Annotated in this window: 15 protein-coding genes and 1 pseudogene; 13 read left to right on the top strand and 3 right to left on the bottom strand. The window is 58.0% G+C overall.

Annotated elements, in window-relative coordinates:
• Positions 1 to 37 precede the first annotated feature (37 nt).
• The 5 genes from groL to JQ587_RS21630 all read left to right on the top strand — a co-directional run bounded on the left by groL (position 38) and on the right by JQ587_RS21630 (position 4563).
• On the top strand, positions 38 to 1663 hold the full coding sequence (groL, locus tag JQ587_RS21650) for a chaperonin GroEL (RefSeq protein ID WP_212426599.1): 1626 nt from the start codon (positions 38 to 40) through the stop codon (positions 1661 to 1663).
• Positions 1664 to 1870: 207 nt separating this feature from the next.
• Positions 1871 to 2203 carry a hypothetical protein gene (locus tag JQ587_RS21645; protein ID WP_172648797.1) on the top strand — a complete coding sequence of 111 codons (333 nt, stop codon included), beginning with the start codon at positions 1871 to 1873 and terminating at the stop codon, positions 2201 to 2203.
• 92 nt (positions 2204 to 2295) lie between these two features.
• Positions 2296 to 2721: an Hsp20/alpha crystallin family protein gene (locus JQ587_RS21640; protein WP_172648796.1), complete on the top strand. Its 426-nt coding sequence runs from the start codon at positions 2296 to 2298 to the stop codon at positions 2719 to 2721.
• Between the two features lie 11 nt (positions 2722 to 2732).
• Positions 2733 to 3131, top strand: coding sequence for an Hsp20/alpha crystallin family protein (locus tag JQ587_RS21635; RefSeq protein WP_172648795.1), 399 nt, complete (start codon positions 2733 to 2735; stop codon positions 3129 to 3131).
• Between the two features lie 421 nt (positions 3132 to 3552).
• Complete coding sequence (locus tag JQ587_RS21630; protein WP_212406744.1) at positions 3553 to 4563, top strand: PAS domain S-box protein; 1011 nt, start codon at positions 3553 to 3555, stop codon at positions 4561 to 4563.
• A 155-nt stretch (positions 4564 to 4718) separates the two neighbouring features.
• On the opposite strand, the gene JQ587_RS21625 is transcribed toward JQ587_RS21630, so the two are convergent.
• Positions 4719 to 4940: a hypothetical protein gene (locus JQ587_RS21625; protein WP_212298442.1), complete on the bottom strand. Its 222-nt coding sequence runs from the start codon at positions 4938 to 4940 to the stop codon at positions 4719 to 4721.
• Positions 4941 to 4963: 23 nt separating this feature from the next.
• On the opposite strand from JQ587_RS21625, the gene JQ587_RS21620 reads away from it, so the two are divergent.
• From JQ587_RS21620 to JQ587_RS21595, 6 genes and pseudogenes are all read left to right on the top strand, one after another.
• A complete protein-coding gene (locus JQ587_RS21620) occupies positions 4964 to 5413 on the top strand; it encodes an Hsp20 family protein (protein ID WP_212298441.1) in 450 nt (149 codons plus the stop codon).
• Positions 5414 to 5490: 77 nt separating this feature from the next.
• On the top strand, positions 5491 to 5988 hold the full coding sequence (locus tag JQ587_RS21615) for an Hsp20/alpha crystallin family protein (protein WP_212298440.1): 498 nt from the start codon (positions 5491 to 5493) through the stop codon (positions 5986 to 5988).
• An 89-nt stretch (positions 5989 to 6077) separates the two neighbouring features.
• Entirely contained in the window at positions 6078 to 6596 is a 519-nt protein-coding gene (locus tag JQ587_RS21610; RefSeq protein ID WP_212426598.1) for a hypothetical protein, read from the top strand.
• Positions 6597 to 6849: 253 nt separating this feature from the next.
• Positions 6850 to 7320: pseudogene (gene greA, locus JQ587_RS21605) on the top strand (transcription elongation factor GreA); the annotation flags it as partial.
• Between the two features lie 468 nt (positions 7321 to 7788).
• The gene (locus JQ587_RS21600; RefSeq protein WP_433995305.1) at positions 7789 to 9279 is read left to right on the top strand and encodes an ATPase domain-containing protein; all 1491 of its coding nucleotides are present in this window, start codon (positions 7789 to 7791) and stop codon (positions 9277 to 9279) included.
• Positions 9276 to 10970 carry a response regulator gene (locus tag JQ587_RS21595; RefSeq protein ID WP_349629523.1) on the top strand — a complete coding sequence of 565 codons (1695 nt, stop codon included), beginning with the start codon at positions 9276 to 9278 and terminating at the stop codon, positions 10968 to 10970. The genes JQ587_RS21600 and JQ587_RS21595 overlap by 4 nt, the downstream gene beginning before the upstream one ends.
• Before the next feature lie 859 nt (positions 10971 to 11829).
• On the opposite strand, the gene JQ587_RS37205 is transcribed toward JQ587_RS21595, so the two are convergent.
• Both JQ587_RS37205 and JQ587_RS21585 read right to left on the bottom strand, forming a co-directional pair.
• Positions 11830 to 12234 carry a group II intron maturase-specific domain-containing protein gene (locus JQ587_RS37205; RefSeq protein WP_212426596.1) on the bottom strand — a complete coding sequence of 135 codons (405 nt, stop codon included), beginning with the start codon at positions 12232 to 12234 and terminating at the stop codon, positions 11830 to 11832.
• A 49-nt stretch (positions 12235 to 12283) separates the two neighbouring features.
• On the bottom strand, positions 12284 to 12742 hold the full coding sequence (locus JQ587_RS21585; protein WP_212426595.1) for a RidA family protein: 459 nt from the start codon (positions 12740 to 12742) through the stop codon (positions 12284 to 12286).
• Between the two features lie 462 nt (positions 12743 to 13204).
• On the opposite strand from JQ587_RS21585, the gene JQ587_RS21580 reads away from it, so the two are divergent.
• Positions 13205 to 14176, top strand: coding sequence for an adenylate/guanylate cyclase domain-containing protein (locus JQ587_RS21580; protein ID WP_212426594.1), 972 nt, complete (start codon positions 13205 to 13207; stop codon positions 14174 to 14176).
• Positions 14155 to 14997: a tetratricopeptide repeat protein gene (locus tag JQ587_RS21575; protein ID WP_212426593.1), complete on the top strand. Its 843-nt coding sequence runs from the start codon at positions 14155 to 14157 to the stop codon at positions 14995 to 14997. The genes JQ587_RS21580 and JQ587_RS21575 overlap by 22 nt, the downstream gene beginning before the upstream one ends.
• Positions 14998 to 15202: the final 205 nt, after the last annotated feature.

The following is a 15202-nucleotide window of genomic DNA, read 5'->3' as shown; positions in this document are numbered from 1 at the left end:
AAAAACTGACAGTCATAAAGGAAAGGAGATTTGGAACATGGCTGCCAAGCACGTGAAGTTTTCGACCGAGGCCCGCGAGCGCATGCTGCGGGGAGTGGATACACTGGCGAATGCGGTGAAGGTCACGCTCGGTCCCAAGGGACGCAACGTGGTGATCGAAAAGTCGTTCGGCGCACCACGCATCACCAAGGACGGCGTCACCGTCGCCAAGGAAATCGAGCTGGAAGACAAGTTCGAAAACATGGGCGCCCAGATGGTGCGCGAGGTGGCGTCCAAGACCAACGATCTGGCCGGCGACGGTACCACGACGGCCACCGTGCTGGCGCAGGCCATCGTCAAGGAAGGCACGAAATCGGTTGCCGCCGGCATGAATCCGATGGACCTCAAGCGCGGTATCGATCTCGCAGTGGAGGCAATTGTTCGCGACTTGAAGGCGCATGCCAAGAAGGTCACCTCCAATGACGAGATCGCGCAGATCGGGACGATCTCGGCCAATGGCGACACGGAGATCGGCCGTTTCCTTGCCGATGCAATGCAGAAGGTTGGCAACGAGGGCGTCATTACGGTCGAGGAGGCCAAAAGCCTCAATACCGAGCTCGAAGTGGTCGAAGGCATGCAGTTCGACCGCGGCTATGTATCACCCTATTTCGTCACCAACGCCGAAAAGATGAAGGTCGAGCTCGAAGACCCCTATATCCTGATCCACGAGAAGAAACTGTCCGGGCTGCAAACCATGCTTCCTCTGCTGGAGGCTGTCGTGCAAACCGGCAAGCCGCTTTTGATCGTCGCCGAGGACGTCGAGGGCGAAGCACTGGCAACGCTTGTCGTCAACAAGCTGCGCGGTGGCCTGAAGATCGCTGCGGTGAAGGCGCCGGGCTTCGGCGATCGCCGCAAGGCCATGCTCGAAGACATCGCCACGCTTACCGGCGGTACCGCGATCTCCGAGGATCTCGGGATCAAGCTCGAGAATGTCACGCTCAACATGCTCGGGCGCGCCAAGAAAGTGGTCATCGACAAGGAGAACACCACCATTGTCGACGGGGCTGGTGCCAAGAAGGACATCGGAGCCCGCGTCGCCCAGATCAAGGGGCAGATCGAAGAAACCACCTCGGACTATGACCGCGAGAAGCTGCAAGAGCGGCTCGCGAAACTCGCTGGCGGCGTTGCGGTGATCCGCGTCGGCGGCGCCACCGAGGTCGAGGTCAAGGAGAAGAAGGACCGCGTTGACGACGCGCTCCATGCCACGCGCGCTGCAGTCGAGGAAGGCATCCTCCCCGGCGGTGGCGTCGCGCTGCTCCGCGCGCTCAAGGCGCTCGATGGCGTCAGGACGGCGAACGCGGACCAGAAGGCCGGCGTCGACATCGTGCGCCGGGCGATCCAGGTACCGGCGCGCCAGATTGTCCAGAACGCCGGCGAGGACGGGTCACTGGTGGTCGGAAAGCTGCTTGAGAACGCCAGCTACAACTGGGGCTTCAACGCTGCGACTGGTGAATATCAGGATCTGGTCAAGGCCGGGGTGATTGACCCCGCAAAGGTTGTCCGTACTGCGTTGCAGGACGCAGCCTCGATCGCTGCTCTACTGATCACCACGGAAGCGTTGGTCGCCGACAAGCCAAAGAAATCCGAGGCTCACCCGGCCGCCGCGCCGCCGATGGACTTCTGAAAAGACGAGCGCCCGGCCGTCCGACGGCCGGGCGCTTGCTCCACCTCTAAGCAAGGAGATCGCCAACACAACGAGAGACGGGGATCCAAAATGGCACCCAGATCGAAGCTCTGTTGCTCAGGAGTGGGGCTACCTGAATTGGCTCATGCTGGCCCCAAAGATTTGCGACCATCGCATGGGTAAGTTTTCCAACGATAGGAGGATGAGATGATCAAAGATCAAACCATTGGCTCCGCTCGTGCGGAGAAAGATCAAGCCGACAGTCGCATCATGCAACGTCTGATGACGGCATTGCTTGCATCGGCCTTGATGCTGCCGTCGCTGGCAGCTTGGGGAACGGAGAGTTCGCCGGACCGGGATAGAGCGAGAGCTGGCGACATGCTGCGTTTGCCACCAATCCGATATCTCGATTCGATGCCTTGGATGAACTGGAAGGCATCGGCGCCGACGCTGAGGATCGATACGCTCATGTTCCCGAGCATCACACCTTGGGGTGTCCTGAAATCGCCTCAGGATCTGACCTCGTCGACATTAAGTTGATTGCTGCTTCATCAGCAATGCGGACAGCGACTCGCGGTCCGCGTTGCTTCGGTCGAACAGCTATCCCTTTAAGGCCGTCAATGGAGGAACAAATGTTCGCTGGCTTTAGTGACCCATTTGAAGCGCTGCTGGCTCTGCAGCGCGCACTCGACGCACGCGTCGCAAGCGACTGGATGGGACGTGGAACGGCTGCGATCGGCAGTTTCCCGCCAATCAATATGTTCCAGAAGGATGGCGACCTTGTTGCTGTCGTCGAACTGCCAGGTGTCGACAAAAACGATCTGGAGATCGAAGCGAAGGAAAATACCATTCGCATCCGAGGCAAAAAGACGATCGCCTATGGAGAGCAGGCAAGTGTCCATCGCCGCGAGCGTATCAGTGGCGTGTTCGACCGGACGTTATCGGTGCCGATTCGGATCGAACCTGATCGAATCAAGGCCGAATATCGCGATGGCATCCTCGCGCTGTTCATACCGCGGGCAGAGGCCGATAAGCCGCGTTCCATCAAGGTAAGCTAAGGGAGGCTACCATGGCAGAGTCTCAGGAACTACAGGTTCAGCAGAAGCGCGAGGTCGAAAAGAAAACCGAAGGCACGACGCCTGGACGGGCATTCGTGCCAGTGACGGACATATTCGAGACTCCCGAGGCGCTGACGGTCGTGCTGGAGATGCCGGGCGTCGATCGCAATAGCATCGAGGCGAGCGTCGAGGATGACGTCGTCACTATTGAAGGTCGGATTGATTTCTCGAAGTATGAAGGGATGCAGCCCGTCTACACCGAATACAACGTGGGTCACTACGCGCGCAGCTTTCAGATTTCCAACAAGGTCGACCAGAGCAAGATCAGCGCCCAAATGAAAGATGGCGTGGTCACGATTGTGCTGCCCAAAGCCGAGCAGGCCAAGCCGCGCAAAATTCAAGTGAGTTAGCGCGGGTACTTCGGAATTTCGACTCGATGACCTCGGCGTTGGCGCCGAGAATGGTGCCACGCCATGGGGTTACAGCCTGGGATAGAACACGGACGAGACCGGTTTTCACTGACGAACGTTGGCCGAGCGGGTTAGATGACGCCAAAGTGCAGTCCGCGTTGCGCTGGAAAACTTTCTCGCTCATGTTGGCCATTGAAACCCGTAACAAGATCATCCTCCCCATCGAGGTGGTCGGCCCGGTCGGATGACCTAAGGGCGCGGACTCGAAACGCGCAGCCAGCCATAGCCGGATGGATGCGAGTTGGACGAAGGCACCGACAATTTCCGCTGAAACCGTGCCAATGGAGACTTCTTGCCTTTGCGTTCAGTGCTATGATTGGCGCACCTACTGCAGTGCACATCCGGGTTTTGGGGGTCCCCATTGGCGACTAAAGAACAGTCGGGGCTTCAACGCGAACCTCTCGTCAGCGAGCCGGCCCTGGAACGTGCCGAGCGCTTGGCCAATCTGCTGGCCTCCATAGTTGAGAATAGCGACGATGTGATCGTTAGCAAAAATCTGGACGGCATTATTACAAGCTGGAACAGGGCGGCTGAGCGCATCTTCGGCTATTCGGCCGCCGAGGCGATCGGCCAGCCCATTACACTTGTGATCCCGGAGGACCGACAAAGCGAAGAACGCGAGATTTTAACCCGCATCCGACGAGGTGAGCGCATCGACCATTTTGAGACCGTTCGGCGACGTAAAGATGGTAGCTCAATCGTCGTTTCGCTGACCATTTCTCCTGTCAAAGATGCCCACGGCAACATCATTGGCGCATCAAAGATTGCGAGGGATATTACCGAGCACAAGCGAGCTCAGGAGCAGATTAGCGTTCTGGCGCGCGAGGCGGAGCACCGAAGCAAGAACATCCTCGCGAACGTACAGGCAATCATCAATCTTTCTCAGTCCGACACCTGCGAGCGCCTCAAGGAAGTGATCAGCGGGCGTATCCAAGCGATGGCAAATGTTCACTCGCTGTTCGTTGAAGCGCGGTGGACAGGAGCGGAAGTCTCGGCGATCGCCAAGCAGGAGCTTGCCCCTTATCTCCAGGAGGGCCACGACAAGCGGATTGTGATGGGGGGTGTGCAAACCGTATTAGAACCCACCGCTGCGCAGGCGATTGCTGTGGTTCTGCATGAATTGGCAACCAACGCTGCCAAGTATGGAGCGCTATCGAACGCGAAAGGCCGGATTGCATTGACGTGGTTGCGCACCGAGGATGGACAGGTAATACTCCGTTGGACCGAATTGGGCGGTCCGAAAGTAAATGCGCCCGAACGCAAGGGCTTCGGTAGTCGCCTCATCGAAGGAACCATCAGGCCACTTGGCGGCAAGGTGCTCTTTGACTGGCGCGCGGAAGGGCTGGTTTGCGAAATCGCCGTTCCGACGTAAAATCCAATCGAGTTTGGCTTCGCTGCCCTCGCGACATTGCGCTGCTCCACACAGTTTCCTGATCGCGAACGAGCGGCGGGTCATTCTGCATTGCAAAAAACTGCGCGACGATCCCAGCCCCTCGACCGAAGAACGGCGCCGGCTGATGCGCTTGGTCAGCGAGGCCGAAACTTGGCTGGAAGGTCTCGCTGCGCAAGCTGCAACGCAAAATTAACCGAAGGAAAATCGCCGCAAAAATTTTTCGGGACGCCCTTGAAATCGATATCCCTTCTTCTAAGTCGTTTTTTGCCGCTTACAGCGGTGCCGGGCGCCAGCTTTGGGTCCGGTGAACTGAACAGGGCGCCAGACACTGGTGTCTTGCGCTCCTTCGTATCCATCTTGCTCTCAGGAGGACTTGGCTATGAGGACTTACGATTTCGCTCCCCTGTGGCGTTCGACCATCGGCTTCGACCGCCTTTTCGATCTCCTCGACGAAACCCAGCACAGGACCGAGGACAGTTACCCGCCCTATAACATCGAACGGCTCGGCGAAGATCGTTATCAGATCTCGCTGGCGCTGGCCGGATTCGGCCCCGATGAGATCGCGGTGACGGCCGAGCAGAACGTGCTCACCGTGGAAGGCCGCAAGGGCGGCAAGGACCAGCACGAATATCTCTACCAGGGCATTTCGGCTCGGCCGTTCAAGCGGCAATTCAACCTTGCTGACTACGTCCAGGTGAAAACTGCCGCGTTCGACAACGGCCTGCTCCGGATCGAGCTCGTCCGCGAAATCCCCGAGGCCATGAAGCCCCGGCGCATCGCCATCGGCGGTGGCGCCCCGGCCGGGCAAATCACGCAGAAGGCAGCTTAGCCCGCCTTTCGCTTGATCTCGCCGCACGGGCCGCAATTTGTCCGCGCGTCGATCAGCTTCATGTCAAGGAGGATATCATGGCTATTCGTGATCTTGTTCCGTGGACGAAAGGTCAGCAGCTCTCAACCCGTCAGGAGCCTTTCGATCCATTTCTCACGCTTCATCGCGAGATGAACCGGCTTTTCGACGACGCGTTTCGCGGGTTCGGCTCGCTAGGTCGTCTTGGCAATCCATTGATGGAGGGCCAATTCGCCTGGCCTCGGCTCGAACTCGGTGAAACTGACAAGGCGGTGACGGTTTCCGCCGAACTTCCGGGTCTCAGCGAAAAGGACGTCCAGGTCGAGATTGCCAACGGCGTTCTTTCGATCCGCGGCGAGAAGAAGGCTGAGCGTAGTGACGACTCAAAGTTCGTCAGCGAACGCTACTACGGATCGTTCGAACGCCAGATTTCGCTGGAGGGCGTCGAAGAAGACAAGGCGCAAGCGGACTTCAAGAACGGCGTGCTCACGGTAACACTTCCGAAGTCTGAGCAGTCAAACCGCAACGTCAAGCGTATCGCGATCAACACCAACTGAGAACCGAAGGCGGCGGCACAATGCCGCCGCCTTTGAGATCCTCTCAAATCAACCTGTCTCTCGACGAAAGGAGCAATAGGAGACACAACATGAGCCAGGCCAATCGTACCGCCAACAATGTTGGCCCCTTTTTCCACCCGGTATCTCATTACAATTCACCTGACGATGTCCTGAACGATGCCAAGCTGTCGACCGACGAGAAGCGAGTCATCTTGTCGTCCTGGGCATCGGATATGTATGTCGTCGAATCGCGCCCCTCGCTTCGCGAAGTCCCCGGAATCCCGCACCGGCTGCATCTGGACGACATCCTGGCGGCGCTGAAGCAGCTTGACGACGAGGACGATCCGCCGCCACGTGGGGCATTGGCCATGCGGCTGCCTCGTCTCAGCACGCTTGATTGCACGGCGTCCGTCGAACCGCAGCGTGTGTTCGGAAGGCATGCAGCGACGAGGCGGCATCGGCCAATGCCAGCGCCGCGCACAGCAAATCATTCGCGATGGACGCGCGACGCAAACGTGCGACGATACCGAAAGCTCCTGAACACGCAATTGACTGAAGTTGAACGCACCTTCATAGAGCGGCGGCTCGCTGAAGAACTGCGGAGCTGACAGGTCTTGAGGGTCAGTGGGATCGGTTCGGTGATGGCTACCATTGACGACAGCATCAGTGAGATCAGATCCGTTCGTAACGAAATCTGGCGCTATCGCAGGCTGCTCCAAACTGAGCTCGCTGAAGCTGAGCGAGAGATTGTGGAGAAACGCCTTCGTGAACGGCTGTCAACCTTTGAAGGGCTGTTGGCGTCTGCATTCCCTTTGGCCATAAAACTCTGAAGCAGACTCGGTGGGGCAGATTGGTGATGCGATGACAAGGTTTCCTATGACGGCTGCAGGTCACGCCGCCCTTGAAGATGAACTGAAGGGCCGCATCAGAATCGAACGACCTCGTCTGATTCAGCGAATTCAGCAGGCGATCGCCGACGACGCCAACCTGGTTGAGAACTCGGAATATCAGGCTGCGCAAGTGGAGCAGAACGTCAATGAGGCCAGGATCGCCGAGTTGGAAGACAAGCTAGCGCTGGCCGAAATCGTCGACGTATCCAAGCTCTCCGGCGACACGATTAAATTTGGCGCCACCGTGACGCTGATCGACGAAGATACCAGGGAGAAACGAACTTGGCAGATCGTCGGCGAGCCGGAAGCCGATGCGAGTAAAGGAAGGATTTCTGTAACGTCACCCATTGGCAGGGCATTGATCGGCAAGACCAAGGGAGCAACCGTGCTGGTCGAGGCGCCAGGCGGCACCAAGGCCTACAAAGTTCGGTACGTGGAGTGGTTTGAGGACAAGAAGAAGCGACAACAGGTCTTAGGCTCAGACTCGTCGCGGACTGGCCTCAGCCCCAGCATGCGTGCCAATGGGCGCTAATCAAAACATTCAGCAATGATGCGATCGCCCCGAAAGGCACCCTCGGCGACGAGACTGCGCCTATCTGAAGTGACTCCCTCCGCGGTGCTAGCGGAGCACTACCGTTTGCAAGCTGAGTTATGCCATCAAATGGCTCGAGCAACCGTGAGCCCCTTCAAAGACTGTTGGCTGGAGCTTGCCGAAGAGTGGGCAAGGTTGGCGCAGGAGACCGAGTAAAGCCCCTAGCGCGTTTCCCTTCACCAGCGAGCCAACCATTTCAGATTTAATTGCATTTCCGAAGTTCATTAGCATGCGGTCCCCGACCAGCCGGTAAAGGAACCGGCAATACTGCCAGAGCGTTATGCGAAGTGCCTAGACCCATTTTCACGCGAACCAATGATTTCAGCACGCCAAACTCTGCCGCGCTCCGCAACAGGAATCGACGGCCTTGATGACATCCTTGAAGGGGGCCTTGCCCAGAACCGGCTGCATTTGTTGGAAGGCACGCCGGGCACCGGAAAAACGACCATCGCCCTGCAATTCCTTCTGGCTGGAGCACGCTCTGGGGAGACTGGCCTTTACGTGAGCCTTGCAGAAACCGAAGAGGAATTGCGGGCGGGAGCAGCGTCGCATGGCTGGTCAATCGATAAGCGGGTGACAATCTGCGAGTTGGTGCCCCCGGAAAGTGTGCTCGATCCAGACCAGCATCAAAGTCTGCTCTACTCGTCCGATCTTGAACTCGGTGAGACGGTTGAACGTATCTTCTCCGCAATCGAACAGCACAGGCCCCAGCGCATTGTTATCGACAGTCTGTCGGAAATCCGGTTACTTGCTCAAAGCTCGTTGAGGTACCGTCGCCAAATTCTCGGGCTAAAACATTACTTCGCCCGCAACAAATCCACGGTTATCACGCTCGACGATCTCACCACCGAAAGTACCGATCGCGCCGTGCACTCCATTGCGCATAGCGTAATCCACCTCGATCAACTCGCGCCGAACTACGGGGCCGAGCGGCGGAGGTTGCGGGTGGCAAAATGCAGAGGCCAAAGCTTTCGCGGCGGCTATCATGATTTCATAATCGGCGCTGGTGGCGTGCAGGTATTTCCGCGGTTGGTCGCCGCAGAACACCGGGTCGGTTTTTCGGGCTCCGTTCTGAATAGCGGCATTGCCGAGCTGGACGCACTGCTTGGCGGCGGCCTGACGGCCGGTTCGAGCACGCTGATTATTGGACCGGCCGGAACCGGGAAGTCGCTGCTCACCCTTCAGTACCTTGCAGCGAGCGTCCGTCGCGGCGAGCGAGCAGCTCTTTTCGTTTTCGATGAGGAGCTTGGTCTTTTGCGGTCTCGCGCCAAGAACCTCGGCATCGATCTCGAAGCCATGAAAGGTGAGGGAAAGCTGTTCATCGAGCAACTCGATGCCGCCGAATTGTCGCCAGGCGAGTTCAGCCACCGGGTTCGTCGATGCGTGGATCAGGAAAACATTCGCACCGTTGCCGTCGATAGCCTAAATGGCTATCAGGCATCAATGCCGGAGGAGCAATTTCTTATTCTCCACCTGCATGAATTGCTTCAATACCTCAACCGGCGGGGTGCTGCGACGCTACTCACCGTCGCGCAGCATGGCATGATGGGTGACATGAGGCAGCCCGTGGACGTGACCTATCTTGCCGACTCCGTCCTCATGCTCCGTTATTTTGAGGCGATGGGCCGGGTGCGCCGCGCCATCTCTGTGATCAAAAAGCGCACCGGCTCCCACGAGGACACGATACGCGAATTTACGATTGGCGAGCAAGGCATCACCGTAGGCCAACCCCTCGTCGAGTTTCAGGGTGTCTTGCGCGGGATCCCGACTTATCTTGGCAGCAAGGCGCCGCTGATGGAGAACCCGTGAGTAAAGCGGATTTGTCAAAGACGGGTGAGCGCACCCTTATACTTGCACCGCGCGGACGAGACGCCGCGATCGCGCAAGGTATTCTGCGCGAGGCCCATCTTCGTGCAGACATCTGCAATTCCTTTCCTGATCTCCTCTCCCGCATTGAGTTAGGCTGTGAACTGGCCATCCTCACCGAGGAATCGCTGCGCGACGTTGACGTGCGGCTCCTGTCGAGCTGGGTCAATCAACAGCCGGCCTGGTCGGATTTTCCGTTCATCGTGCTTACAGGGCACGGCGGCGGATTGGAACGAAACCCCCAGGCTGCACGGCTTACGGAGGCGCTTGGCAGCGTTAGTTTTCTTGAGCGCCCGTTTCATCCAACCACGCTGATCAGCGTAGTCCGTACGCATTTGCGTGGCCGGCGCCGCCAGTACGAGTGCCGCAGGCTCAATGAGGAACTTGAATTGCGGGTCCAGGAACGGACTCACGAACTCGCGGCGGCGAACCGGCAGCTGCTGGCCCAAATGGAGGAGCGTGAACGTGTCGAGAGCACGTTGCGCCAGATGCAGCGTCTGGAAGCCGTTGGGCAACTGACCTCGGGCGTGGCACACGATTTCAACAATTTGCTGACCGTTGTTTTGGGCAACATTTCCTTCATGGAAAAGGATTTCGCCGTGCGAGGCATCGACGGCAAGCTGTCTCAACGACTGCAGTTCATGCGAGCCGCAGCTGAACGCGGCGCGAAACTCACCGACCAATTTCTGACCTTTTCCCGACGCCAGCACCTCGAGCCAAAAGTTCTCGATCTTAACAGTGCTATTGCAGGCATGCGCGATCTCCTGCAGAGCACGATGGGAGGCAGCATCCGCATCGAGACCTCACTCGAGGACGGACTTTGGCATGCGTTGGTCGACCCTACCCAGCTTGAACTCGCCGTGCTTAATCTGGCGATTAATGCCCGAGATGCGATGGGTGTTGGAGGCCTTTTGAAGGTCTCTACCAGCAACGCCTCTCTTGGTGAACCCATGGCTCCCGAAGAGCCGGCCGCAGGCGAATATGTAGAAATATGTGTATCTGATACTGGATCTGGTATGAGCCCAAGCGTCCGCGCGCGTGTTTTTGAACCTTTCTTCACGACCAAGGAGATTGGAAAGGGCTCGGGGCTCGGTCTGAGCCAGGTATTGGGGTTCGCGATGCAATCGAACGGCGGCGTGCGCATCGATACGGCTGAAAATAACGGCACCACGATCCGTATCTTCCTGCCGCGCTCAACACTCGTTCCGCAGAGCGACATCGTTGCAGAGGGGCGAGCGCTCAGCCCTGGTGTGCAGGCGCGCATTCTTCTCGTCGATGACGATGATGCGGTACGACAGGTGACCGCTGACATGCTGTACGAGCTTGACTACGACGTAGTAGAAGTCGGCAGCGCCGGGGCCGCCTTTGATATTCTGGAATCCCAGAAAATCGATCTGCTCCTATTGGATTTCGCCATGCCCGGCATGAGTGGCGCCGAAGTCGCGCATCGGGTGCTGAGGCGCTATCCAAAGCTGCCGATCGTATTCGTGACCGGCTATGCCGATCGAGCGCAGCTTGCCAGCATCAGTAAGGCACAGACGATAGGCAAGCCCTTTGAGGTTAGAGAGCTTGCAGAAACCCTCGCCCGCGCGCTGAACCGAGAGGGTGGGGAGCGCCAAGCTGTCGCAGGATAGCTAGTTCTGGGTAGCAAGCTAGCAGACGGAGAATGACATGCACGCAATGCCGGAGTATTTGGCATCACAATCTCCGACTAACAACAGAGTTTTGTGCAAATGCGGATGTTTGCCATGCGATGCCTTTTAATTCAGATCAGACCAGTCCTTTTTCGCCTAGCTTTCGTACTTCACCCGGTACCATATTCGATATGGCGTCGGGCGGTGGCTTTAACTGCTCCTCTAAAAGACGCGCGGTCCACCCTTCGGGGATGGCATCGAGGACACGGTCGACCGCCTCGTTGCGCGGCGCTGCCGCGGCCCACAACTGCTGCGTCCGGTCGTCGGTCCTCACTCTGACAAAATGTATCCTGCTGGCGTCCACCGCGGTCTCCTCCGAGGGTGGCTCATGAAATGCCATGACCTTTGTGGACCGGGTAACCGTTAGCCAATGGCGTAAGATGAGTAACTCACTCACCAAGCGCCGTTCCCGCAAGAAGCGCTTATCGCGCCCTGCTTGCCTTAGCATCCTGCTCAACCTGCGCGCCTCTTTCGCGTCTGAGCCGCTTTTTTGGCGGATCGCGATCGTTCTGCCGCGAGCGGCCACGCTGCCGCGCCGCCGAGCAATGTGATGAACTCGCGCCGCTTCCTGTCGAACATAGTCTCCTCATGCAGGCGCCCAACCGTCTGCCCGACGGTAGCACATCAGGCACGGCGGGGGAGGGACTGCTGCGCTGCGGGATTTCGACCCAGCCTAGGTCAGTTCAGGTAGAGTCGAGGATGGGCGCGGTGGCTTGGGCCTTTGGCCATCGCCCCGTTTCCCATCCCCGCTCATCAAACCGGACGTGCCGATTTCCGGCATCCGGCTTTCCGGCTGGCTTCACCGCGAGGCACGCGACGGGGCCGCTCGGGGCAGGCGTTGGAGGCACAGAACGCCGAGTTCTCGATGAATGACATCGAATGTGAATCGGCGATTGCCGCGCCCTTGCACCTTGTGCCTTCGCACGAGGAACCTGCGCACACGTTCGAAGACGTATTGGTCGACGCTACGGTACGCCTTGCTCCGCGAGCCGTAGCCAAAGTAGTTGGACCAGCCTCGCAGTGACCTGTTCAGCTTGTCACATACTTCCGGCCATGGATCGATATTGCTCGGCACGAGGAGATCGCCGATCCTTGTCTTGAGCCGTTGCACACTCTTCTTGGACGGGCTCGCACCCAGATACCAATTCCCGTTCGCCTCAAACCAATGCACATATCCGACGCGGCGCAATGCGCGAAGGGCCATCTGCAACCTTCACGGTGCGACGCCGCCACGTGAACTCTGTCAACGCGCCCTAACGGTGCGCCATGCACTCAATCTCGACCAGAAACTCTGCGCGCGCAAGCGCCGCGACGATAACCGTGGTGCGCGCAGGAGGGTCTTTCAGAAAGAACGTGCGCCACACCTCGTTCATAGGCGCAAAATCCGCTTGGCGCGTCAGAAACACCGTGCACTTGTCCACCTTGGCCATGGTCGAGCCTGCCGCCTCGACGACGGCCTGGACCTTCTTAAGTACGCTCGTCGTCTGGCCAGTGACATCTGGGGCATCGAGTTCGACTTGTCCGGAGACGTAAATGATATCGCCGACCCGTACCCCTGGCGAGATCGGCAGTGGGGCGCGGGTTGTTGCCGAGGGCGGGGAGATGACGTCGCGGGTCAACGATTGCATCTCGGCGCGTGACGCCGTCGTAAAGCCAAACGTAACGATAGCGATAAAGATCGCGTTTCTGAGCGCAAGTCGAAAGCTGGTCATGGTGTCGCGCCTCCCAAAATGCGGTCTGCAATCATCCAATACACTGCTTAGCAAATACCTCAGGGGGCGCTCTCGTCTCGGCGCACCGACCTGTCACATGACAGACTAAACCTTACGACTGACAGCAGACAAGGCTCTCACGAAAGTCTGGCGTGAGAAGGCTGCCCCGTTCAGCCAGCATGACCTTGCTCGGCTCATCTCCGCCCACAGACATCCCGACGGTCCAAGCAAACGTAGCCCACGGCCCAATTTTTGGCTCATGCAATGCACCGTCCGATCGACGATGTGTCAGGCTTCTGCAGGTTTCACGTTGTGCTAGACTTCTAACAAATGCAGAGGAATGGACTTTGCGCGAGCAGCACGTCGAACGGAGACTTGCCGCCATCTTGGCCGCGGACGTGGCCAGCTATAGTCGGCTGACAGAAGCCGACGAGGAAGGGACCCATCACCAGACTTCGGATATTGCGGAAAGACGTTGTCGATCCGTTAATCTCGGCGCATCAAGGTCACATCGTTAAAACGACCGGCGATGGAATGCTGGTAGAGTTTGGGTCCGTGGTGGATGCCGTCCGGTGCGCGATCGAGTTGCAGCGCCAAATGATAAGCCAAAATGTCGGCATGGCTCGGAACAAAGAGATCAGATTCCGCGTCGGCATCAATCTAGGGGATGTCGTGGTTGAACCCGACGGCGACCTGATGGGCGACGGGGTCAATGTGGCCGCTCGGTTGGAGAACATTGCGCCTGCTGGCAGCATCTGCCTATCGCGCGCAGCCTACGAACAGGTAAAGGGCAAGATTGTCATCACCGTACACGATTGGGGCAAACGACGTTTAAAAAACATCGCGGAGCCAGTGCAGGTCTATTTAATTGATCCGGCCGGCCTACGGCTACCCAAGTTTGCGAAGCCAAGAGCCAAATTTTTGGTAGTGGCGGCAGCCGCGACCCTCGCTTCCGCGTTCATTGGGGGTACATGGTATATGTTTGGCTTGGCCAGCATCACCTCAATGTTCGTTCAATCCAAAATTGCTCCGCAAGCCAAAACAGCCCCGCGCTTATCCATTGTCGTGCTTCCTTTCAACGACCTCAGTGGCGAACCGGGGCAGGATTATTTCGCCGATGCGATAACCGATAGTCTTACCACCGACCTCTCGCGAATTCAGGGCAGCTTTGTAATCGCGCGCAACACGGCATTCACGTACAAGGGCAAGTCGATTGATGTCCGCCAGATCGGGCGTGAACTCGGGGTCCGCTTCGCGCTCGAAGGCAGCGTCCAACGCGTGGGCGATCAGGTTAGAGTCAACGCGCAGCTCATCGATACGGAAACGGAGGCCATGTCTGGTCGGACCGGTTCGATCGTCCGCGCACTAACTTCCTGGAGTTGCAGGATGACATTACGAACCGCATCGCTCGCATGTTGGGTTTGGAACTGGTAGTTATCGCGGCCCGAAGTATCGAGTTGGAGCACCAGACGAATCCCACCGCGTCGGATCTCGCCTTGCAGGGTTGGGCTGCCGTGTACAAGCCGACCACGCCTGAGACACGAAAGGAAGCTCGGCGCCTGTTTGAGCATGCGCTTGAAATTGACCCGAATACGCTCAGAGCGATGACAGGGCTTTCCCTGACAATTGCTAATCTGGTTATCAATGGACAATCGACGGACCCAATAGCCGATTTGCGTCGGGCCGACGAGCTCTCACAGGACGCAATCAGGCTTGATCCGAACAATGCGGCAGCTCACGCATTGCGTGCCCGGGTCCTTCAGGCGCAGCGGCGGCAGAAGGAAGCCGCCGAGCACTACAGGATTTCACTGCAGATCAATGGCAATATACCAACAACCACGATCTTTCTTGGCGAGACGCTCGTGTTCACAGGGAAATCTGTTGACGCCATCTCGCTTTTCGAGCGCGCTATTGAACTCAGTCCACGCGACCCGGGTTTAGGCACCTGGCAGTTCGAAATGGGACGAGCAATGATCCTGCTCAGGCGCGATGACGAAGCCCTGGTTTGGCTTAGCAGGTCGGTGGTGACAAATCCGAGACTGGCGTATGCCCAGCTTTATTACGCCGCGATATTGGCTGTGAAAGGCGATTTATCAGCTGCGCGCGCTGCACTCGCAGCAGCGGGTCGCCTAAATACGAATTACACCAGCCTTGCAAGATTCCGAGCCACTGATCTGTCCGACGATCCTGCATATGTGGAGCAGCGCGCATACGTGGAATCGGCATTGCGCAAAGCAGGATTGCCGGAGGACTGATCCCTTCCGGCCCGATTGATATCCGGTCGAGCTCCATTCGAGTTTTCCTGGCGTGTTGTGACTTCGAGATCCTAATGTCAGCCCTGTAGATCTAGCTTCTTCCTAAGAAGCCGCTAAGACTCGCGTCACCCAGCCGTTCCTCCGCAGGGTAAATAAACTTTGTACGGGACCTGCGGAAGTCCGCCTCAGTTTCGTCGACAAGTTT

The organism is Bradyrhizobium manausense (genome assembly GCF_018130615.1).
In the GTDB taxonomy this organism is placed as follows: domain Bacteria; phylum Pseudomonadota; class Alphaproteobacteria; order Rhizobiales; family Xanthobacteraceae; genus Bradyrhizobium; species Bradyrhizobium manausense_A.
This window is presented reverse-complemented; position numbering and strand designations above follow the sequence as displayed.